Here is a 20,374-nt window from a genome sequence, read left to right on the forward strand (position 1 = left end):
CGCGTCACTCGTAGGTGGTGAGCTCCGGTGCCCAGCTGTCGCTCAAGCGCTCCTGGAGCCACTCGCGCAGTGCCGGGCCGTAATCCTCGCGTTCCAACGCGAAGTCAACCGCAGCACGAAGGTATCCCCCGGGATTTCCGAGGTCGTGTCTCACCCCACGGTGGACGACGACGTGGACCGGGTGGCCTTCCTCGATGAGGAGGGCGATGGCGTCGGTGAGCTGCAGTTCACCGCCGGCGCCGGGCTCGATGCGTCGCAACGCGTCGAAGATGGCCCGGTCCAACAGGTATCGGCCCGCGGCGGCGAAATTGGACGGCGCCTCCTCCTTCGCGGGCTTCTCCACCATGCCGTTGACCTTGAGCACGTTGGGGTTCGACGCGTCGGGCACGACCTCGGTATCGAAGACGCCGTACGACGAGACCGCGTCCTCGGGTACCTCGATGGCGCACAGCACCGAGCCGCCGCGCTTGGCGCGCACGCGGGACATGACGTCGAGCACGCCGCGCGGCATCACCAGATCGTCCGGCAAGAGCACGGCGATGGCGTCCTCGTCGTCGTCGAGCGCCTCCTCGGCGCACGCCACCGCGTGCCCGAGTCCCAGCGGCTTCTGCTGGACGACGGACTTCACGTCGAGCAGCTTGGGCGCGACGCGCACCTTCTCGAGCAGCTTGAGCTTGCCGCTCTCCTCGAGCTTGTTCTCGAGCACCAGGTCCTCGACGAAGTGGGCGACCACACCGTCCTTGCCGGGCGAGGTCACGATGACCAGCCGCGCGGCCCCACCTTCGGCGGCCTCGCCGGCGACCAGTTCGATACCGGGTGTGTCCACCACGGGCAGCAGTTCCTTCGGCACCGTCTTGGTGGCGGGCAGGAAGCGCGTGCCCATACCGGCGGCGGGCACGACGGCTGTCCGGAAGGGCGGATTCTTGCCGCCGGTCTCGGACCCACTGCCTGCTGCACTCATGCGCCTGTTTCCCATCCTTGTAGAACGCGAACTCCGTTCGCGAAGCCCGATCGCGAAGACCCTAGGGTTTCCCCCGTGACCGACGACGACAAACGCGCCTGGCGAGACCGCATCCGGGCCGCTCGACGGGGCCTGGACGACGGGTACCGCGCGGACGCGTCAGACGCACTCTCTCACGCCGTCGGGACTTTGGCCTCCCGTGTCCGCGAGCGTGGTGACGGAGCCCTGGCAGCGTACGTACCGATCGGTCGAGAGCCCGGGTCGACGGCCATGCTCGACGCCGCGATGCGCACGGGCGTCGCCGTGCTGCTGCCGATCGCGGGTGATCCGGGCCCGATGTCCTGGGCTCGCTACACCGGCCCGAACTCGCTGGTCCCCGCGCGCCACGGTCTGCTCGAGCCGTCGGGGCCGATCCTGCCGCCGGCCGCGATCGGCGATGCCGCGGTGATCCTGGTGCCGGCACTGGCGATGGATCGCCGAGGCGGACGACTCGGCCGCGGGGCGGGCTTCTACGACCGCACCTTGCACCTCGCGGCGCCCGATGCGTGGCTGGTGGGTGTGGTGTACGACGACGACCTGGTGGACCGGCTGCCCACCGAGGACCACGACGTGCGGATGACCCACGTCCTGACGCCGGGCGGCGGCCTGCGACGGCTGCCGCTGGAATGAGCGGAATGCATCGCCCCTGGTGAGCGTTGCTCGATTGCCGGGGTTGGCACTGTCGGCTGTAGAGTGCCAATCAGGTCCGACCACGGAGGAAACGTGCCTACCTACTCTTACGCCTGCACCGAGTGCGACAACCGGTTCGACATCGTCCAGTCGTTCAGCGACGACTCGTTGACCGTCTGCCCGCAGTGCTCCGGCAAGTTGCGCAAGCTGTTCAACACCGTCGGCATCGTCTTCAAGGGCAGCGGCTTCTACCGCAACGACAGCCGCGGCAGCTCCAGCAGCAGCGAGTCCGCCGGGTCCGACTCCAGCAGCAGCAAGGAGTCCTCGTCGAGCAGTGACAAGTCGTCGGGATCGTCGACGTCCTCCACCTCGAGCTCGACCGGCAGCACCGGCAGTTCGAGCAGCAGCTCCAGCACGAGCAGCACCGCCGCCGCAAGCTGATCCTCCGCACCCCGGGGACACGCCGTCGGTTGTCCCCGGGCACCTCGGCTCGGCCGCGTCGGGCTGCGGCCGTCTCCTAGCGTTCGGCGCGTGACGCCCCGCTCTCCGCTCTCGCCTCGCCTTCTCGATCGCCTCCCGGCCCTGTCCCCGCGGCTGACCTCGCCCGCGTCACGACGAGTGATCGCCAGTCTCCTCGTCGTCCTCGCTCTCGTCGCGGCGGTGCGCCCCGATCCCGACCGCCGGACGGTCACCGTGGTCACCGCGACCGTCGACCTGACGCCCGGCGTCGTCGTCACCGCCGATCAGGTGCAGATGACGGCCGTCGAGGACGACGGCGCACCGACCGCTCCCCTGACCGACCTCGCCGACGCGGTCGACCGCACCGTGGCCGGGCCGGTTCGCGCCGGAGAGATCCTCACCGACGTCCGACTGCTCGGCCGGGAGCTCGCCGCCGCGGGCACGACGGACGATGATGCCCGCATCGTCCCGGTGCGCCTCGCCGATCCTTCGGTGGCCGACGTCCTGCGGATCGGTGACGTCGTCGACGTCGTTCGGGGCGCCGGTGACGTGCCCGGCGTGAACTCGACCTCGGACCCCGAGGTGCTGGCCGACAACGCCCTCGTCGTGCTGGTCTCGGAGGCCGGCACCGGGACGTCCCGACGCGACCGGGTCGTACTGGTCGCCCTGCCCGCGGCCGCGGCCACCCGCGTCGCCGCCGCATCGTTGACCGACGCCCTCACCGTGGTGGTGCGCTAGGCTTCTCGCGCCGATCGGATCGGGTCCGAACCCCCGATCCCACAGACGCAGACTCAGCGAGGGGTGAGGTGCATGCTCAAAGGTTTCAAGGATTTCCTGCTCCGCGGAAACGTGGTGGACCTGGCGGTCGCCGTGGTGGTCGGCGCAGCGTTCACCGCGATCGTCACCGCGTTCACCAGCAACATCGTCAACCCCCTGATCTCGTCGATCGGGGCGAGCAGCGAACTCGGGTGGGGCTTCTTCATCCGGGCGGGCAACGACGCGACGTTCGTCAACCTCGGCGCCGTGATCACCGCGGTCATCAACTTCGTCATCATCGCCGCGGTCGTGTACTTCGTGCTGATCCTGCCGGTCAACACGGCCAAGAAGCGCTTCGCCTCCAAGAAGGAGAAGGTGCTCAGCGATCAGGACATCCTCATCCAGATCCGCGACCTGCTCGCCGAGGGGCGCGCCGACGGCGTCGCCACCACCAAGGACGGCGTCACCGGCCCGTCCGGGGGTGGCACGACGCCGGGCAGCACCCCCACCAGCTGACCCCGAGACGGACGAAGGCCCGGTCCCGCTGCGGCGGGATCGGGCCTTCGTGTGTTCGGGTCTCGGCTCGAGCTCAGTTGAAGCTCAGCAGCGGGAAGTCGTTGAGCTCAATCGGAGTTCCGTCTGCGGAGCAGGCGTCGGCCACCGCAGTCGAGTTGGCGACGAAGGCCTTGCCCGACTCGCTGTCCGGCTCACTCAGCTCCAGCGAGTCCTGCGGAAGGGCACCGATGAGCGTGCTCAGGGCGCCCTCGACGTTGCCGGTGGCGGTGTCGGCCAGCGGCTGGAACTTCTGCAGTTCCTCGGTCTTCGCGTCGGTCCACAGCTGCACGTCGGAGTCGGCGGGGCCGGCCTTCACGAGGGCCGTGAACTCGTTGTAGGTGGTCTCGAATTCGCTGCAGGCCGACGCGTTTTCGCTGTTACCGCCGGAACCGGAGTCACCGCCCCCACAGGCCGCCAGGCCCAGGACGGCGACCGAGGCGACGCTCGCGGTGAGAAGACGAGTGGACAGAGAAGTCATGTCCCCCATTGAACCTCACCGACTCGGGCCCGAAGACGGTGGGGCGGTGCAGGATCGGGCACCTCGTGACCACCGACGACGAGCGCCGCGCGCCGTTGTCGAGCGTCCTCGAGCGCCGGTCGGCCGGTCCCCGTCGACACAGCCCCGAACGCGACGAAGCCCCACCCGATGATTCGGATGGGGCTTCGTGCGGTGCTCGAGTTCTGCTGCAGCAGAGGACTACTCAGCAGCCGATCCGGCCGTCAGGGCTGGATCAGTTGAAGGTCCACACCGGGCCGTAGGCGACGGCCGTGTCACCGGTGGCGGACACGATCGAGGCGTAGGGGCGAACGCGGACGTTGCCCAGGATGCCGGTGGCGGTGCCGTGAACGTTGGCCAGCTGAATGGAGCCCGAAGAACCGGCTGCGTCCTGCTCGCCGCCGGTGATGTCGGCCTCTTCGTTCAGCACAGCGATGGCGCTCTCGGACTGCGTGATGCCGGGTCCGGGGGCAATCGTCACGTTGCCGGTCGCGACCGGGACGAGCTGGACCTGAGCGGAAAGACCGTTCGTCGCAGACTGAGTGCGGCTGGCGCCGGTCGGGTTGGTGTTGGTGATGTCAGCGGAATCCGTACCAACAACAGACGACGTGTCGAAGCCCGCAGTCACGGAGGGGGTGGCCCAGTCGATGCTCAGCGAGCCGCCGAGGCTGCCGGGGTAGCCGACCTGGTAGCCGACCTTGACGGTGCCCTCGAAGTCGTCGGCATCGGGGCCGGCGACGTTCCAGGTGACGCGACCGTTGCCGAACCACTCGCGCGTCAGCGGGTTCGCGTCGAGCGGGAAAACGCTGTTCACGAAGGTGTCTTCGAGGTTGATGGTGATGGCGTTGCCATCAGCGTCGACGACGGTGTTGGAGGCGTCGACTCCTGCGTTCGCCGTGCCGGTTCCCAGAACCAGGCCGACGACCGAGGCGCCTGCAACGACGGCAGCACCCAGGGACTTGCGCGTCTTCCGAATTTCGGTCATTGAATTCCTCATCATGTTCGTCCCGGCACGTGTGTGCGCCGGGTGCGCTGTCGGGCTCTCGGATCCTCCCGAACGGCCGCTGGCGAGCAGACCGTATCAGGCGGCGACGGCGAGTTCTTGACTCGCGCGTCGTGTCTGAGCAGGACCACGAATCCGACGCAGTCTCGTATCGATTCAGCGTCGGCCGATGAACCTGAACGGAACCTTAGAGGGCAGGCGGGGGGCTGACAACACCTACGACGCGACACGACGACGCGAAGTCACGCCCGTGTGTTTCGCCCTTGTGAACTCCCGACACAACGTCTTTCGTTGCGCAACGACGGGTGCTCGAACGCGGCCGATCGGAGAGAACATGAGGTCGTTTTCGGGTCACGGCGCGTGACATGGGACTTTTTTGGGTTACGAGTGAGCAGAAGTGCCGTCACGCTGCGGTCACGAGTCCCACGAGCCACTTCTACCCCCCGGTAGGTTGCACTCGCGGGCCCGGCCTCGGGAAAACATTCGGTGAACTCGGGTGGAATCGACGGGGTCGCTGTGACCGTCTACAGTGATGCAGATCACACTCGAACGGGTCATTCGTAGTGGGGCGGACGCTGCGAACGCCACCAGTCGTCGCCCCCGCGCGCCCGCTCGGACGCCTCCGGAGCGTCGTCGGACGTGGGCTCGGGAAGGACGTCGCCGAAGACGCGATCGAGCCGGGCCCGTCGTGCACGGGCCCGGCTCGCATCGTTCGTCCGGTCGCCGGTCTCGTCCGGCTCGTGATCGGGAATCTCAGCCGTCCAGGCTCGACAACTCACCGATGACGTGGGCGGCCAGAGGCGTGAGGGTGGCCATGCCGTCGCGAACCGCCGCGCGGCTCCCCGCAAGGTTGACCACGAGGGTGCTGCCGGAGACGCCGGCGAGGCCACGCGAGAGGCCCGCGTCGAGAGAGCCGGCCGCCAGACCGGAGGACCGCAGCGCCTCGCTGATGCCCAGCAGCTCGCGGTCGAGGACCTCCGCGGTGGCGTCGGGCGTGACGTCGCGCGGCGACGTCCCGGTTCCGCCGACGGAGACCACCAGGTCCACTCCGCCGATCACGGCCGTGTTGAGCGCGTTGCGCACGTCGACCTCGTCGTTGCTGACCACCACGACACCGTCGACCAGGAAGCCGGCCTCGGTGAGCAGTTCGGTCACCAGCGGTCCGGTCTGGTCCGCCTCGCCGTGTGCGGTGCGGTCGTCGACGACGACCACCAGAGCACGACCGGCGACGGGTGCATCCATGTTCATATCGCTCACCGTAATGCCCGGGCCGTCGGGCGCAGAACCCGAGACGAACTCTACGTGCCCGACTACCGGCGTCAGATGCCCGCTGTCACGGACGAAGCGCGGCCCCCGCATCAGTTGCCCCCGCTCGGAGCGGTCCCGAGGGTCACCGAGACGGTGTTCGAGCGACCGCCCTGCTCGTAGGTGACGGAGACCTGATCACCCGGCGCGTGGGAGCGCACGGCCGCGATGAGGGCGTCGCCGCTGGAGATGACGCGGTCGTCGACCTTGGTCACCACGGCACCGGTGGGAATCCCTGCCTGCGCCGCGGGCCCACCGTCGGTCACACCGAGCACGGTGGCTCCGTTGGCGTCGTCCCGACTGGGCACGCTGATGCCGATGATCGCCTGTGTCGCCTTGCCGCTCTGGACCAACTCGTCGGCGATGCGGCGCGCCTGGTCCACCGGGATCGCGAAGCCGAGGCCGATCGACCCGCTCTGCGACTCCGCCGAACTCGCGCCGGCGCCCAGGGTGGCGATGGCGCTGTTGATGCCGACGAGCTTGCCGCTCATGTCCACCAACGCGCCGCCGGAGTTACCGGGGTTGATGGCGGCGTCGGTCTGGATCGCGTCGATCACGGTCGTCTGGTCGGTCGACTGCCCGGACGTCGCGACGGGACGGTTCAGCGAGGAGATGATGCCGGACGTGACCGTGCCGGCGAGTCCGAGCGGCGAGCCGACGGCGACGACGCCCTGGCCCACCTGCAGGCCGTCCGACGTTCCGAGCTCGATGGGCTGCAGGTCGCTGCGACCCTGCGCCTTGATCACGGCGATGTCGGAGGACGGATCGGTGCCGACGACGGTGGCGCCGGCCGTGCTGCCGTCACTGAAGCTGACCTCGAGCCGAGCACCCGCGCCGGCGCCGGACACCACGTGATTGTTGGTGAGAATCAGTCCGTCGGAGGACAGGATCACGCCGGACCCCTCCCCCTCGCCGGTGCGTCCGGTCACCTGGATCTGCACGACGCTGGGAACGACCTTCGCCGCGACCGCCTGCACCGACCCGTCGGGGGCGTTGGCCGCCTGATTCGCTTGCGTGACGGGCTGATTCAGCGCGTTGGTCACGCCGCCGTTCGACGAGCCGGTCGCGAGCGCGCCCACCGCGCCGCCGACACCACCGCTCAGCAGAGCCAGTGCGACAGCACCGGCGACCAGCGCCGTGCGCCCCGGCTTGCGCTGGGACGGCTGGGGAGTCGTGGCCGGACCGGGCGCGCCGTAGTACTGCGGCGCCTGCTGGTACGGGCCGAACTGCTGGGTGGGGTGCTGCTGAGTGGGGTGCTGCTGACCGTAGGCCGAACCGCCGTACTGCTGGGTGCGGGGGTCGGAACCCCCGTAACCGCCCCACCCACCCTGCGGGTGCTGCTGCGGGGATCCCGTACCGGACGTCCGGTCGTCGGATCCACCCTGCGCGGGGTTCCCGGGGGCACCGGACGCGTTCTCGCGGTTGCCCTCACCGGTGTTGCGGTCGTCGCTCATGTCTCACTCCATCGTCCTACCGGCTGTCGTTCTTCGACGCGGGCCGGTCAGTTCACCTCGTCTGCAGTCGACGATGCCGGGTCGCCCTGAGAGGGGACTGAGCCCGCCCTGTCGGGGTCCTGTGAGTTCACGGCCCCGCCCGGTCGCCCCACGGTCGCTGATTCCCCGGGGAGCACGATCCGAATCAGCGTCCCGCCCCACCGGGAGTCCTCGACGGCGATGGTGCCGCCGTGCTTGAGCACCACCTGGCGGACGATCGCGAGACCCAGCCCGGACCCGGGCATCGACCGCGACGCGGTGGATCGGTAGAAGCGCTCGAAGACCAACTCGCGCTCGTCCGGTGCGATGCCGGGACCGGCGTCGGCGACGGTGAGTTCGAGCAGCCCGTCGTCACGCGCGAGCATCTGTAGATCGACGGTCGCCCCGGCCGGACTCCACTTGGCGGCGTTGTCGAGCACGTTCAGCACGGCGCGCGAGAGTCCCGCGCCGTCGCCGTAGAGGATCCAGGGCGTCACGACGGCGTCGAACGTGACCTCGTTGCGACGCCGACGGACGCGTTCGAGGCTGCGTTCCACCACGTCGGCCATGTCGACGCGTTCGAAGACGTCCTCGGGAGCGTCCTCGCGCGCGAGATCGACGAGGTCTCCGACCAGGGTCGACAGTTCCTCGATCTGGGCGACGACGTCGGCCCGCAGTTCGGCCATGTCCTGCTCGGGGATACGCGGCGCACCGGGCTGACCGGAGGCGATGAGCAGTTCCATGTTGGTGCGCAGCGACGTCAGCGGAGTGCGGAGTTCGTGGCCCGCGTCGGCGACCAGCCGGCTCTGCCGTGCCCGCGACTCGGCCAGTGCCCGCAGCATCGTGTTGAAACTCTCGGTGAGTCTGGCCAACTCGTCGTTGCCCGTCACCGGAATGGGGGTGAGGTCGTCGGTGCGGGCGACCCGCTCGGCGGCGGCGGTGAGACGGCCGATCGGCCGAAGTCCCGTGCGCCCCACCGTGGTTCCTGCGACGGCGGCGAGGCCGATGCCGCACCCACCGACGATGAACAGCACCCAGGCGAGGCGCTCGAGCACCTCCCCGGTCGGCTGGAGCCGCTGCGCGATGACGATGGTGCTGCCGTCCTGCGTGCGGTCCGCGAGCACCCGCGCGCCCGCGACGGTCCGGAGCGAGGTGTCGCTGCGGCCGAGGGCGACGTCCATCTCCGGCTCCCCGATGGGCACCGTCGATCCCGGCGGGGTGTACTTGGTCAGGTCCGAGAAGATCAGCGCGACACTGACATCGGTGCTGTAGAGCGTCGCCCCGGCGACGTAGCGAGGATCGAAGGCGACCAGATTGGTGTCGATCAGCGAGTCCGCGCGCGTCCGGAGTTGATTGTCGACGTCGTCGTACAGGGCGCGCGAGACCACCGCGTACGCGGCGAGGGCCATGACGGCCACGGCGACGGCGACCACGGAGGCCGCCAGCAGGGTGACGCGCCACCGCAACGAAACCGACCGGGTGAGCGGCATCGGCGGACGCATGTGCGGCGACACGGCGTCACCGCCGCGGCCTCGGGCGGACCGGCCGAACGGTGGGCGCAGGCTCACGGCGGCGTTTCGCGCAGCACGTACCCGACGCCGCGGACGGTGTGGATGAGTCGCGGCTCGCCGTCCGCCTCGGTCTTGCGGCGCAGATACCCGACGTAGACCTCGAGGGCGTTGCCCGACGTCGGGAAGTCGTATCCCCAGACCTCCTCGAGAATGCGGCTGCGCCCGAGCACCCGGCGGGGGTTCGCGAGCAGCATCTCGAGCAGCGAGAACTCGGTGCGAGTCAGGCTGATCGGCCGCTCGCCGCGGCGCACCTCACGGGTGACGGGATCCAACGAGAGGTCCGCGAAGGTCATGGTCTCGCTGTCCGGCCCCAACTCTCCCCCGGTCCGGCGCAGCAGCGCCCGCAAGCGAGCGAGCAGCTCCTCGAGGGCGAACGGCTTGGGCAGGTAGTCGTCCGCGCCGGCGTCGAGGCCCGCCACGCGCTCGGACACCGAGTCCCGCGCGGTGAGCACCAGGATCGGCAGGTCGTCGCCGGTGCTGCGCAAGCGGCGACACACCTCGAGACCGTCGAGACGCGGCATCATCACGTCGAGAACCAGTGCGTCGGGTCGGTCGGACGCCACCTTCTCCAATGCGTCGAGACCGTCGGACGCGAGTTCGACGGTGTAGCCGTTGAACGTCAGCGAGCGGCGCAGCGACTCGCGCACCGCACGATCGTCGTCGGTCACCAGAATGCGCATGGGATCAGTGTGGCCCGAGCGACTGAGACATCGCTGAGAGGGCCCCGCCCGAACACGACATCGCTGAGAGGGTTGGAGCTCAGGGTCGGGCCCGGCCGAAGAGTCCGTTCACGAAGGCGATGGCGTCGGGCTGCGAGTCCCGGAACGCGGCACTGTGGTCGCCGGGGTAGGTCCGGAACGTGAGCGGCTCTCCGTTGGCCGTCATCGCCGCGGCGAGCGAGAGCGCACTCGGCGCGGGGACGTCGACGTCTGCGAGGCCCTGACCGATGAACACCGGCCGGTCGTAGCCGGACGTCGGCACCCCCATGTAGCCGTTCAGGACTCCGTAGAGATCGGGAACCTGCGCGAGAGGCCGCAAGAACAGATCTCCGAGCCGTAGCCCGCGGACCTCCTCCTCGAACGGGACGGCGCACACCGTCTCCGCACGGTCGACCCACTCGCGTCCGAGCGGGGTCAGGTAGGAGTCGAGGTCGATGTCCGGGCGCGCGCTGCGCAGCCCGGCGAGGATGTAGAGGACGTACTCCGTCAGTCCGTCGGAGATCGCGACGGGCGGCACGCCGGGGCCCAGCGGCAGCAGGGCGAGCTCGATGTTCGCGGGTACGCCGGTGCCGACCGCGCCGCGGAAGTCGAGGTCCGGGGCCTGGAACTGCGTCGCGTAGCGCGCGGTGGTCACCGCGGCGCCGCCGCCCTGCGACTGGCCCACCACCGCCCAGCGGTTCGACAGCTCGGGATGCAGAGCGCGGGCCGCGGCGACACTGTCGACGACGCTGTGGGCCGAGGTCTTCCCGTCGAGATACGGATGGACACCCGGCGTGCCGAGGCCGACGTAGTCGGTGGCAACGATCGCGTACCCCTCGTCCAGCCACCGCTGCAGGTACGGGTAGTCCCGCTCGGGGAGGGTCGGACCGATGACGGACGGTGCGCAGTCGTCTCCGAGACCGGACGTGCCGTGCGCCCAGGCCAGCACCGGCCACCCGCCCTCGGGCGGGGTGCCGGCGGGCAGGTAGACGCCGCCCGTGCTCAGGGCCGGCCGGTCCTGCGGGCCGACGGTCCAGTAGGTGATGCGCCGCGCATCGGCGCTGCCCGGGATCGGCGCCGGGGACGGTGCCGACGCGACGAGCGTGCCGGGCGGTGCGGTCGGTTCGGCAGCAGCCACGGACACCGGGACGAGGGCGAGCGCCGCGGTCGCGGCGGTCACGAGCAGGGCTGATGCGACGCGGTTCGGCACGGCGTCACAGTATCGCGTCGGTGGCAGGGGCGGGCCGACAACGAACTAGAACATGTGTTCGATTGTCGGTACCCTGAGGACATGGACGTCGCAGCGCATCAGGTGGCAGTGAAGGTCGCGGAACTGCAGGCCGTCACGGCGGAACTCGGCGCGCTCGACGATCATCGGGTCGAGCTCGGCGCCCGCCTGGTGGACCTCGAACACTGGTTCCGCCGGGTGGGGTGCGCGGAACTGTCCGACTCCGCTCTGGAGGTCTTCACGCGGCGTTACGTGGGTCGCGCGTGCGAACTGGCCGACGGGCTGCGCGAGTAGACCGACCACAGGGGTAACCGTGACCGCGCGACACACCTATCGTGACGCGCGTCATGCCGACCGAGGCGGGGTGGAGTCGCCCTCAGTTCGATGAAAACCACCGCGCCGCGGGCAATCATGTGAGCAGAGCGGTGGCCGCCACGGCGCCGCCGACCCGCACACCAGGAGGCACCCATGATCGCATTCGCACTGTTCGGTGCGGCCGCGCTGGCCGTCGCCCTGCTGTCCGGTGGACGCGATCTCGATTTCGCCGGACGCCAGACAGCGGAGCAGTACCGTCGTCGCTGACAGTCACCGACCGGCGTTCGGTGGATACCGCCGGGTGAAATCCCGGACTTCGGCCAGCGCCGGTTTCGGCGTGTAATCGCGCCGCACGATGCCGAAATTGTCGTCGAGAACCGACTCGTCCGTTCCGTTGTCCCGAATTGCGTAGACGAACGACGGCCCCAGCCACGAATTCCCGACAGTCGCATTCAGCAGAATGCGGACGGTCGTCGCCTGCGCGTCCTCCGACACCGCGCCCTCGGCCGAGCCGGTCGGCGCTCCGACGGCCGTCATCCACACCGGCTTCGCGGCGTCGCCGCGGGCGACCATGACGTCGCGTATCGGCCACAGCACCATCGCCGAATTCCCTCCCGCGTCACCGGCGGCCGGCGCGTCGCTCGGCAGGCCGGGGAACGTGAACGGGTGCACGTTGAGCGCATCGGCGTACCGCACCGCCCCCAGCTCGTACAGCGCGAGAACGAACGCGACGGCCGGTATGCCACCGCCCGCGGCGGACCCGGGTGCCATCCCGCCCGACACCACCACGGCATCCGGATTCGCGCGCGTGATCGCGCGATGAGCCCCACGCAGCATCAAGGCGTAGACGACGGGATCCGGCGCCGGCTTGAAGTAGGTCGAGAGGTTGGGCTCGTTCCACACCTCCCACAACGAGATTCGGTCGCGGTAGCGCTCGGCGGCGGCCCCCGCGAACTCGGCGAAACGGCGGGGGTCCGCAGGACGCCCGTACTCCTCCTCGACGGCCGTGGCCACGCGCGCCCACTCCGGCGCATAGGTGACGATGCCCAGAACACACATGCCGCGCGCGGTGATCGCGTCGACCATGCGGTCGGGAACACCCCAATCACGGTCGCCACGAACCGGTTCGACCACCGACCAGTCGACGTCGATACGCACCGCGAACATGCCCGCGTCCCGCGCCAGCTCGAGTTCCCGCGCCAGATCCGCATCGGAGAGACCACCGAACAACGCTCCGGGTGATCCCCCCACCTGCGTGGACCCCGACGCCGTGGTGCAGTTCGTCGGAGCCTGCGCGGCCGCGAGGCCCGGGCGAAGCGGGGAGAGCGCCGCGAACGCAACCAGGAATGCCGTGAGGACGACGCAGACCCTCACGCGTCCACGCCGCGCTGTCACGTCGCCGATGCTACCGCGCCGTGTCACGGCAAATGTTCACCGCAGAATGCACGGAGTCTGCATTAGCATCGGAGCAATGACATCCGGAATGGCCGGCTTCGACGACCGCCTCAACGAGGTACTCGCCCAGCAAGCCGACAAGAGCGGTGAATCCGTGGACGCCTACGTGCGACGTGCCGTGGTCACGCGACTGGTCAAGGAACTGGCGGACGACGCCGATTCGGACCTCGGCCGCATGCTCCGCGCGATGCGGGACGCGCAGGACGCGGCGCCCACCGACGGCACCGACGCCGCCGGTGACACCGACGACGGTATTCCGTTCGACTCCGTCATCCGTGATTCCGCCCGCCTGCAGGCGCTGCGCGACACGGGCCTGCTGGACACCCCACCGGATCCGAAATACGACCGACTGGTCGCCATGGCGGCGGACGCGCTCGGGGTTCCCATCGCGGCCGTCTCTCTGGTGGACGACAAGCGCCAATTCTTCAAGGCCGCAGTCGGTCTCGGCGACAACGACGACCGGATCACCGAGATGCCCGTCGGGCGGTCGGTGTGCCGCTACGCGGTGGAGTCGGGCCAGCCGCTCGTGGTGGAGGATGCCCGCTCCGACGAGTTGTTCGCGGACCATCCGGGCGTTCTGGACAAGACCTGGGTGTCGTATCTGGGCATTCCCCTGCTCGACGACGGCGGTCATGCGCTTGGCACGCTCTGCGTATGGGACCAGCAGCCGCGGCAGTGGACCACCGGCCACATTCAGATCCTCAAGGATCTCGCGTGGATCGTTCGGGAACAGATCTTCGACTGACCGTCGTTCCCGACCCGAAGCCGATCATAAGCGGCTTTTTCTGTCTTCCGGTCCTTTTCTCGTAATGGCCTCGTGACCATTCATGGGCATGTCCCATCCTTTATGGGATAAGCTACAAATTGTTGTGAGGCCATCGACGAACCCGTACGGAGAAAAGCTGGTGTCCGACACACTGGAGTCGCGCGAAACGTTGTCAGACAACGGCTTTCCCACGACAGACCCGCGAATCCACTCCCTCGCGGACAGATTGCGAGCCGACCCCGCCTACACCGCGCTGTCGGTGGCCGGGGACGTCGTGGCCGCCATCCTCGCCATCCTCGTGGCGCGGAACTGGCCCGGCTCGGGCGGCATCGACTACGGCTGGGTGCCGTGGCTCTTCGTTCCGCTCCTGCTGCTCCTGCTCGCGTCCCGGTCGATGTACCGGCGAGGGCTACGGCGCAACTTCCTCGACGAGATCGGGCCGGTGCAGACGTCGGTCGCCCTGTCCGTTCTGTTGATCCTCGCCCTCCTCATCACCCTCGGCACCGAGTACCGCCCCGGCGTGTTCATGGTCCGGGTCTGGATCGCCGCCGCCGTCCTGGTCGCCCTGGCCCGCTTCCTCCGCACGACGATCCAGCGTTACCTGCGCGTCCGGGGCAAGTCCAAGGCGCCGACGTTGATCGTCGGCGGCGGACCGATCGTGCACCAGCTCGCCGCACGCATGAAGCAGTTCCCCGAGTACGGCCTCGACCCGGTCGGCGTCATGGACAAGGCGCCCGTCCACGGCGTCCCGTCCGATGCGCCGGCAGAGTTCACCGTGCCCTACCTCGGGCTGCCGAGCGACCTCGACGCCGCCGTGAAGGCAACGGGGGCAGAGGAACTCATCGTCGCCTTCGCCGACGTTCCGACCGAGCAGTTGGTCAAGACGATCAGGGCGGCGCATCGCAACAAGATGCGAGTCTGGGTGGTTCCCCGCCTCTTCGACACGGTGGGTGTGCGCACCCGCGTCGAGCACCTCGGCGGCCTCCCGCTCATGGTTCTTCCGCACGTCGACCCCAAGGGCTGGCAGTTCCTGGTCAAGGGCGCCATGGACCGCACGTTGGCGGGCCTCGGAGTCCTGGTGCTCTCCCCCGTCTTCCTCACCCTGGCGATCCTGGTCAAGCTCAGCTCGCCGGGCCCGATCTTCTTCTCCCAGGAGCGCATCGGCCGCGACGGAGTGCCGTTCGGCTGCTTGAAGTTCCGGTCGATGCGACCGCCCCGTGCGTCCGACGCCGACTTCCAGCTGACCGAGGGGGCCGCCCCCGGTGGCGTGGAGGGCGTGGATCGACGGACGAAGATCGGCAAGCTCATGCGTCAGACGTCCCTCGACGAGCTGCCCCAGCTGCTCAACGTGCTGCGAGGCGACATGTCCCTGGTGGGGCCGCGCCCGGAGCGACCTGCCTACGTCGACCTGTTCGAGATGCAGATCCGTCGCTACGGCGAGCGGCATCGCGTCAAGGCCGGGGTGACCGGGTGGGCGCAAGTGCACGGCCTGCGCGGGCAGACCTCGATCGCGGACCGCGCGGAGTGGGACAACTACTACATCGAGAACTGGTCGCTGGCGCTCGACATCAAGATCCTGTTCCTCACCGTCGCGGCCGTGTTGAAGAAGGCCGAGGACTGACGGTGATCCGGTGATCACCACGGCGATCGCCGTCCTCGCCGCCCTGCTCGTCGCGATCGCCGCCGTGTTCGTGGCCAGGGCGGTGTACTTCCGTCCGCAGCTCGGCGTCCTGCTGCTGGCGGCGTTCGTCCCGCTGAACGGACTCCTCGTGATCCTGCCGCTGCCGGGGATCGTGTCCGGGTGGAAGGAGGGCTTGCTCCTCTACACCTTGATCTGCGCCTGGCTCCGCCGCCGCCGTGTTCCGGCCGGCGAGGTGGTCGCCCCGACCATCCTGCTGCCCTGGTGGCCGGCCGCGGCGGTGTTCGTCGTCTTCGGCGTCGCCTCGGCGCTGATCTCGTTCGGCGTCATCGGATTCGTCGGTATCAAGGTCACGTTCTTCTACCTGCTGCTCGTCGTCGTGCTGTGGCTCGCGCCGTTCGACGCGCGGGACCGCGACCGTCTGGTGAGCGTCCTCATGGGCATGGGCGCCTTCACCTCGCTGGTCGGCATCGCCCAACTGCTCGCGGGACCGGCCTTCCTGGTCTCCCTCGGTTACGAGTACGGCACCCAGGTCCGCACGTCGGGCGGGTTGCTGCGCGTGTTCTCGACGTTCAACCTGCCCTTCCCCTTCGGCCTCTACGTGATGCTCTCGCTGCTCGTCGGTGGTGCGGTGGCGCTGGCGAATCCGTCACGACGACGGAACCTGCTGTTCCTGTGCTTCGCCCCGGTCATGGTGGTGGCCATGTCCACCGCGATCGTGCGCGCGGCCATCCTGGGACTCGCGGTCGGCGCGATCTACATGATCGTCATCCGCTTCCGGGCGCTCGCCGCCCCGGTGATCGCGGTCGCCGTGCTCATCGGGGCGATCCTGCCGTTCGTCCCCACGATCACGTCCGTCTTCTTCTCCTCGTCCAGCCTGAACGAACGGTCCGGGCGGTGGAACGAGGTGATCGAGAAGATTCGGACCCACCCGTTCGGGGAAGGCCTGGGGTCGAGCGGCGCTGCGGCGGACCGGATCTCGACAGCGCAGGGCACCGTCTTCTCCGGTCTGTCCACGAACTACCAACCGGACAACTACTACGTGAAGACGGCGCTCGAGCTGGGCCCGATCGGTCTGTGGGCCGTGATCGCCCTGCTGCTGTCCTCGCTGCTCTGGTGCACCCGACTGTCCCGGACCCTGCCGGGGCAGGACGGCGCGCTCACGCTGGGCGTCGGAGCGTCCATCGTGGCGTCGCTCTTCGCGTCCCTGGTGGCGACGTACTTCGAGATCTTCCCGATCGACGTGTATTTCTGGCTGTTGTTAGGAGTAGTGGGATGCGCCGCAGCACAACACGAATCGTCTACGGGGCGCTCGCCCTCCGACCGGGCGGCTCCGGTGTCCAGACCTACATTCGCGAGCTCCTGAACGAGCTGCCCGGCAAGCTGCCGGACGCCGAGCTCGCGGCGGTGGTGCAGAAGGACGCCGTCGGCGACCTGCCCGCCGGCATCGAGCCGCTGCCGCGGCCGGTGAGCGACGGCGTCGTTCGAGCCGCTCTGGGCGCGTTACCCGTCGGGGCGCACGACATCGTCCACGGTCTCGACGTCGACCTGCCGTTCGGCACCCGCGGCGCGACGGTGGCGACAGTGCACGACGTGTCCGTCATCGACATGCCGTCGGCGTCGTCCCGGCTGCGCGCCGCGGGCGAGCAGCGCCTGGTGCGTCGATCCCTGCGCCGAGCGGATCTGCTGATCGCGGTGTCCCAGTTCACCGCCGACCGCATCGAGGCGGTGTCCGGTCGTCGGGCCGCCGTCGTGGAGCTGGCTCCCGCGGCCTGGGCCACCCCGCCCGCGCCCGCCGCGGTCGAGGCGGTGCGGGCCAAGTACGGCCTCCCGGAGACTTTCGTGATGCAGGTCGGCACGGTCGAGCCCCGCAAGAACGTCCAGCTCGTGGCCGACGCCGCCGAGCGGCTCGGGGTGCCGTGCCTGCTGGCCGGGGCCGGGTCGACCGGGCCGTCGAAACCGCGATACGCGACGGGCCTGGGGTACGTCGACGTCGAGGACCTGCCCGCCCTCTACGCCGCGGCGACCGTCACCGCCTACGCCTCTCGGTACGAGGGCTTCGGGCTGCCGCCGGTGGAGGCCATGGCCTGCGGCGGCGCCGTCGTCGCCAGCGCGGTCGGCGCCTTGCCCGAGGTCGTCGGCAAGGGTGCGGTGTTGCTCGAGAACGAGCGGCCCAGCGCCTGGGCGGAAGCAATGGGGCCGTTGCTGTTCGACGAGACCGCCCGCGCCGACCTCGTGACCGAGGCGGGCCGGGCGATGGCCGACCTGACATGGGAGCGGACCGCCGAGCGCACCGTGCAGGCCTACCGCGACGCCGGTCTGATCGCGTAGGACGACGGCCGTGGACGAGAACCCCGATCAACTGCCACCGGACGTCACCGCCGAGGCGGAGCGCACGTCCCCGGACTACCGCGCGCTCGCCGCCGATCCGAAGGCCGCGGCCCGCGCCACCGCCGCGGTGCTGGCGTCGCGCGTGATCGTCGCCGGTCTGGGCTGGGCCGGCAGCGTCGTCGTCGCCCGATCGCTCGGCGCCGAGGAGTGGGGCCAGTTCAGCTTCGTCTTCGCTTTGCTGGGCCTGATGTCGGTGGTGACCGACCTCGGTGTCGGACGCGTGGTGCTGGCGAAGCTGATCGACGACGATCCCGACGAGATCGCCCGCACCGCATCGTCGTTCCTCGCGTTGCGGACCGTCCTCGGGCTCGTCGGCTACGTCCTGGCGGTCGGCTACGTCGTGGTGCTCGGCTACCCGGGCGAGGTGGTCCTGGCGACCGTGCTCGGTGGCCTGGTGGTGGTGTTCGCGACGCCGTCGCACGCACTGTCCGTGCTGTTCCAGGCACGCCACCGCATGCTGCTGGTGGCGGTGGCCGAATCGGCCGGTCAGGTACTCCAACTCGCCCTGACGGTGCTGGCCGCGGTGTTCGCCCCGACCCTGTTGATCTTCGTCCTCCCCGCGGTGGCCAACGAGGCGTTCCGCGTGGTCACCAAGGGCTTCGCCGTGCGGCGACGCTCGGTCGGACTGCGCCCGTCTCGGCACCTCGACGTCCACCGGTGGGGTCCCTATCTGCGCGAGGCGATTCCGCTCGCCATCGGCTTCGCGCTGACGATCGCGATGCTCAAGATCGACGTGCTCATGCTCAGTCTGCTGGACACGTTCGACGCCGTCGGTCTCTACGCCATCGGCTACAAGTTCTCCGACATGATGGACACCATCGCACTCGCCGCCGTGGCTCCCGTGAGCACCCTGCTGGTGGCCGCGTGGCCATCGGAACTGCCGACCTTCCGCAAGCGAACTCGCACGGCCGCACTGGCGTTCGCGACGTTCGGCGGGGTGGCGGTGGCCGCGTTCTGGCCGTCGGCGGATCCGCTGATCCGCCTGCTGTACGGTGATCGCTTCGTCCCCGGCGCCGACGCGGCGAGGTTGCTGGTGCTCGGCGCCGCGGTGATGAGCCTGATCCTGCTCGGCGTGTTCCTGCTCGCGTCGGCGTCGAAGCAGCGCCACTACCCGGCCGTGGCCCTCGCCGGACTGATTCTCAACGTGGTGCTCAACCTGATCCTCATCCCCCGCTACTCCTACACCGGGTCCGCCGTGGCGACGGTGGTGACGTTCGCCGTGACCGTAGTCGCGCTGTGGGTGGTCATCGGCCGGACGATGCCGGTGTCCGGGTTGCTGCCGGTCGGGTCGATCGGCGTCGTCGCCGTCGTCACCGCCGCGGTGGCGGCGCTCGGGTCCCTGCTCGAATCCGCCGCTCCCGCCTGGTGGTTCCCGATCTCGGTGGTGGGCGCCGCCGTCGTCGGCGGCACGGGATTCCTGCTGCTGCGGAGGCAGTCGTGACGGCGCCGGTGATCCTGGTGGCTCACACCGCCAACGTCTCGGGCGCGGAGAAGATGCTGCTCGCGGTGCTCGGGGAAGCCCGGCGAGCCGACCGTCCGGTGACCGTGCTGTGCCCGCCGGGCGCGCTCGCCGACGCCCTGCCCCCCGAGGTGCAGCACGTGTCGATTCCCGACCTCGGTCTCGGCGGCCAGGGCGGTGTCGCGCGCGTCGCCGCCGGCGGACGCATGCTCGCGCGGTGGGCAACCGCTGCGCGCGTCCTCCGGCGCACCGCGCGTCCGACCGCCGACGGCACTCGGCCCGTCGTGGTGGTCAACTCGCTCTTCGCCCTGCCCGCGGCGCGGCTGGCCGGCCGGGGCGGCGGGCTGCCCGGCGGGGTCTCCTGGCTGGTGCACGACGCGGTGCCCGGCGGTCGGCAGCGCGCGGTCGCGAGACTCGGTCTCCCCGGTATCGACCGCGTGGTGGCCTGCACGGAGGCCGCGGCGGCCCCCGTCCGCGCGTTGGGCGCCGACGTGCGGGTGGTCCCCTACGGGGTGCGGTGGCCGGTGGCGGACTTGCGCGGTGCGCGCCACCGTCCGCCGGTGGTGGGAATGCTGGCCCTGCTCACGCCGTGGAAGGGACACCGAGTTCTGCTCGACGCCGTCGCCCGGTTGGACGGCGTGATCGTGGAACTGGCCGGTGGCAGCTTCTCCGGCGACCAGGCGTACGTCGACGAATTGCGCTCGCGCGCAGAGCGACCGGACCTGGCCGGCCGCGTCCGCTTCCTCGGCCACGTCGATCCCGACACGGTGATGGCCGGGTGGGACGTGGTCGTGTCCTCCTCGGTCCTGCCGGAGGCCGGCCCGCTCTCGGTGCTCGAAGCCATGGCGCACGGCCTGCCCGTGGTGGCCTCCGCTCACGGCGGGCCGACCGAATTCCTCACCGACGGTGCGGGCGTGCTGGTTCCGCCGGGTGACGCCGACGCCCTCGCCCGGGAGATCGCGGCGCTTCTCGCCGACGACGAACGCCGGGCGACCATCGGCGGACGCGCTCGCGCCGCCGTCGCCGACCGTCACGACGTGGCGACGACACTTCCGCACCTGCTGGACGCCCTGACGGCGGTGAGCCGATGAGGACCGACGGCACGGCTCCCGAAATCGGTCGACTCGGCGGTTTCGCCGACCGTTTCCGACCGGCCGCCGACGGCGGGCCGACGGG

20 protein-coding genes are annotated in these 20,374 nt (G+C 69.9%); 11 read left to right on the top strand and 9 right to left on the bottom strand.

Translation table 11 applies throughout. The features are described from left to right. Positions 1-4: 4 nt before the first annotated feature. Positions 5-961, bottom strand: a complete 957-nt coding sequence (locus BMZ18_RS15005; RefSeq protein WP_068102678.1) for a UTP--glucose-1-phosphate uridylyltransferase — start codon at positions 959-961, stop codon at positions 5-7. A 75-nt stretch (positions 962-1,036) separates the two neighbouring features. Between BMZ18_RS15005 and BMZ18_RS15010 the strand changes: the two genes are divergently transcribed. The 4 genes from BMZ18_RS15010 (at position 1,037) to mscL (ending at position 3,361) form a co-directional block, all read left to right on the top strand. Then, positions 1,037-1,630 (top strand): 5-formyltetrahydrofolate cyclo-ligase, encoded by a 594-nt coding sequence (locus BMZ18_RS15010; RefSeq protein WP_068365008.1) that lies wholly within the window; start codon positions 1,037-1,039, stop codon positions 1,628-1,630. A 93-nt stretch (positions 1,631-1,723) separates the two neighbouring features. Further along, positions 1,724-2,071: an FmdB family zinc ribbon protein gene (locus BMZ18_RS15015; RefSeq protein ID WP_074922275.1), complete on the top strand. Its 348-nt coding sequence runs from the start codon at positions 1,724-1,726 to the stop codon at positions 2,069-2,071. 90 nt (positions 2,072-2,161) lie between these two features. Then, positions 2,162-2,827 (top strand): SAF domain-containing protein, encoded by a 666-nt coding sequence (locus BMZ18_RS15020; protein ID WP_082895133.1) that lies wholly within the window; start codon positions 2,162-2,164, stop codon positions 2,825-2,827. Positions 2,828-2,899: 72 nt separating this feature from the next. Beyond that, entirely contained in the window at positions 2,900-3,361 is a 462-nt protein-coding gene (gene mscL, locus BMZ18_RS15025; protein WP_068364999.1) for a large-conductance mechanosensitive channel protein MscL, read from the top strand. 73 nt (positions 3,362-3,434) lie between these two features. On the opposite strand, the gene BMZ18_RS15030 is transcribed toward mscL, so the two are convergent. The 7 genes from BMZ18_RS15030 to BMZ18_RS15065 all read right to left on the bottom strand — a co-directional run bounded on the left by BMZ18_RS15030 (position 3,435) and on the right by BMZ18_RS15065 (position 11,155). Continuing rightward, positions 3,435-3,878: a hypothetical protein gene (locus BMZ18_RS15030; protein WP_068364996.1), complete on the bottom strand. Its 444-nt coding sequence runs from the start codon at positions 3,876-3,878 to the stop codon at positions 3,435-3,437. Between the two features lie 253 nt (positions 3,879-4,131). Then, positions 4,132-4,881 (bottom strand): MspA family porin, encoded by a 750-nt coding sequence (locus BMZ18_RS15035; RefSeq protein WP_082895132.1) that lies wholly within the window; start codon positions 4,879-4,881, stop codon positions 4,132-4,134. 771 nt (positions 4,882-5,652) lie between these two features. Then, positions 5,653-6,147 (bottom strand): MogA/MoaB family molybdenum cofactor biosynthesis protein, encoded by a 495-nt coding sequence (locus BMZ18_RS15045; RefSeq protein WP_068364993.1) that lies wholly within the window; start codon positions 6,145-6,147, stop codon positions 5,653-5,655. 110 nt (positions 6,148-6,257) lie between these two features. Then, positions 6,258-7,658 (bottom strand): S1C family serine protease, encoded by a 1,401-nt coding sequence (locus tag BMZ18_RS15050; RefSeq protein ID WP_074922277.1) that lies wholly within the window; start codon positions 7,656-7,658, stop codon positions 6,258-6,260. 47 nt (positions 7,659-7,705) lie between these two features. Then, complete coding sequence (locus BMZ18_RS15055; protein WP_068365715.1) at positions 7,706-9,178, bottom strand: HAMP domain-containing sensor histidine kinase; 1,473 nt, start codon at positions 9,176-9,178, stop codon at positions 7,706-7,708. Positions 9,179-9,240: 62 nt separating this feature from the next. Continuing rightward, positions 9,241-9,927 carry a response regulator transcription factor gene (locus BMZ18_RS15060; RefSeq protein WP_068102687.1) on the bottom strand — a complete coding sequence of 229 codons (687 nt, stop codon included), beginning with the start codon at positions 9,925-9,927 and terminating at the stop codon, positions 9,241-9,243. 79 nt (positions 9,928-10,006) lie between these two features. Next, positions 10,007-11,155 (bottom strand): lipase family protein, encoded by a 1,149-nt coding sequence (locus tag BMZ18_RS15065; RefSeq protein WP_068365708.1) that lies wholly within the window; start codon positions 11,153-11,155, stop codon positions 10,007-10,009. Between the two features lie 81 nt (positions 11,156-11,236). Between BMZ18_RS15065 and BMZ18_RS15070 the strand changes: the two genes are divergently transcribed. Beyond that, positions 11,237-11,467, top strand: coding sequence for a hypothetical protein (locus tag BMZ18_RS15070; RefSeq protein ID WP_068365707.1), 231 nt, complete (start codon positions 11,237-11,239; stop codon positions 11,465-11,467). 291 nt (positions 11,468-11,758) lie between these two features. On the opposite strand, the gene BMZ18_RS15075 is transcribed toward BMZ18_RS15070, so the two are convergent. Beyond that, positions 11,759-12,883 (bottom strand): glycoside hydrolase 5 family protein, encoded by a 1,125-nt coding sequence (locus tag BMZ18_RS15075; protein ID WP_068365706.1) that lies wholly within the window; start codon positions 12,881-12,883, stop codon positions 11,759-11,761. Positions 12,884-12,959: 76 nt separating this feature from the next. Between BMZ18_RS15075 and BMZ18_RS15080 the strand changes: the two genes are divergently transcribed. The 6 genes from BMZ18_RS15080 (at position 12,960) to BMZ18_RS15105 (ending at position 20,289) form a co-directional block, all read left to right on the top strand. Beyond that, entirely contained in the window at positions 12,960-13,688 is a 729-nt protein-coding gene (locus BMZ18_RS15080) for a GAF domain-containing protein (protein ID WP_068365705.1), read from the top strand. A gap of 88 nt (positions 13,689-13,776) precedes the next feature. After that, positions 13,777-15,330, top strand: coding sequence for a sugar transferase (locus BMZ18_RS15085; RefSeq protein ID WP_082895208.1), 1,554 nt, complete (start codon positions 13,777-13,779; stop codon positions 15,328-15,330). 10 nt (positions 15,331-15,340) lie between these two features. After that, complete coding sequence (locus BMZ18_RS15090) at positions 15,341-16,714, top strand: O-antigen ligase family protein (RefSeq protein ID WP_082895206.1); 1,374 nt, start codon at positions 15,341-15,343, stop codon at positions 16,712-16,714. After that, positions 16,624-17,679, top strand: a complete 1,056-nt coding sequence (locus tag BMZ18_RS15095) for a glycosyltransferase family 4 protein (RefSeq protein ID WP_068365704.1) — start codon at positions 16,624-16,626, stop codon at positions 17,677-17,679. Before BMZ18_RS15090 ends, BMZ18_RS15095 begins: the two co-directional genes overlap by 91 nt. Before the next feature lie 10 nt (positions 17,680-17,689). Beyond that, positions 17,690-19,180: a flippase gene (locus tag BMZ18_RS15100; RefSeq protein ID WP_244516556.1), complete on the top strand. Its 1,491-nt coding sequence runs from the start codon at positions 17,690-17,692 to the stop codon at positions 19,178-19,180. Then, on the top strand, positions 19,177-20,289 hold the full coding sequence (locus tag BMZ18_RS15105) for a glycosyltransferase family 4 protein (protein ID WP_068365703.1): 1,113 nt from the start codon (positions 19,177-19,179) through the stop codon (positions 20,287-20,289). Before BMZ18_RS15100 ends, BMZ18_RS15105 begins: the two co-directional genes overlap by 4 nt. Positions 20,290-20,374 lie beyond the last annotated feature (85 nt).

The sequence above is a fragment of the Rhodococcoides kroppenstedtii genome, from assembly GCF_900111805.1.
Lineage (GTDB): Bacteria > Actinomycetota > Actinomycetes > Mycobacteriales > Mycobacteriaceae > Rhodococcoides > Rhodococcoides kroppenstedtii.

Excerpts from the sequence above, each read along its gene's own strand:
- BMZ18_RS15070 (WP_068365707.1), top strand. The coding sequence starts at position 11,237 with ATGGACGTCGCAGCGCATCAGGTGGCAGTGAAGGTCGCGGAACTGCAG.
- BMZ18_RS15085 (WP_082895208.1), top strand. The coding sequence starts at position 13,777 with ATGTCCCATCCTTTATGGGATAAGCTACAAATTGTTGTGAGGCCATCG.
- BMZ18_RS15005 (WP_068102678.1), bottom strand. The coding sequence starts at position 961 with ATGAGTGCAGCAGGCAGTGGGTCCGAGACCGGCGGCAAGAATCCGCCC.
- BMZ18_RS15030 (WP_068364996.1), bottom strand. The coding sequence starts at position 3,878 with ATGACTTCTCTGTCCACTCGTCTTCTCACCGCGAGCGTCGCCTCGGTC.
- BMZ18_RS15060 (WP_068102687.1), bottom strand. The coding sequence starts at position 9,927 with ATGCGCATTCTGGTGACCGACGACGATCGTGCGGTGCGCGAGTCGCTG.
- BMZ18_RS15095 (WP_068365704.1), top strand. The coding sequence starts at position 16,624 with ATGCGCCGCAGCACAACACGAATCGTCTACGGGGCGCTCGCCCTCCGA.
- BMZ18_RS15045 (WP_068364993.1), bottom strand. The coding sequence starts at position 6,147 with ATGAACATGGATGCACCCGTCGCCGGTCGTGCTCTGGTGGTCGTCGTC.
- BMZ18_RS15080 (WP_068365705.1), top strand. The coding sequence starts at position 12,960 with ATGACATCCGGAATGGCCGGCTTCGACGACCGCCTCAACGAGGTACTC.
- BMZ18_RS15055 (WP_068365715.1), bottom strand. The coding sequence starts at position 9,178 with ATGCGTCCGCCGATGCCGCTCACCCGGTCGGTTTCGTTGCGGTGGCGC.
- mscL (WP_068364999.1), top strand. The coding sequence starts at position 2,900 with ATGCTCAAAGGTTTCAAGGATTTCCTGCTCCGCGGAAACGTGGTGGAC.
- BMZ18_RS15050 (WP_074922277.1), bottom strand. The coding sequence starts at position 7,658 with ATGAGCGACGACCGCAACACCGGTGAGGGCAACCGCGAGAACGCGTCC.
- BMZ18_RS15035 (WP_082895132.1), bottom strand. The coding sequence starts at position 4,881 with ATGACCGAAATTCGGAAGACGCGCAAGTCCCTGGGTGCTGCCGTCGTT.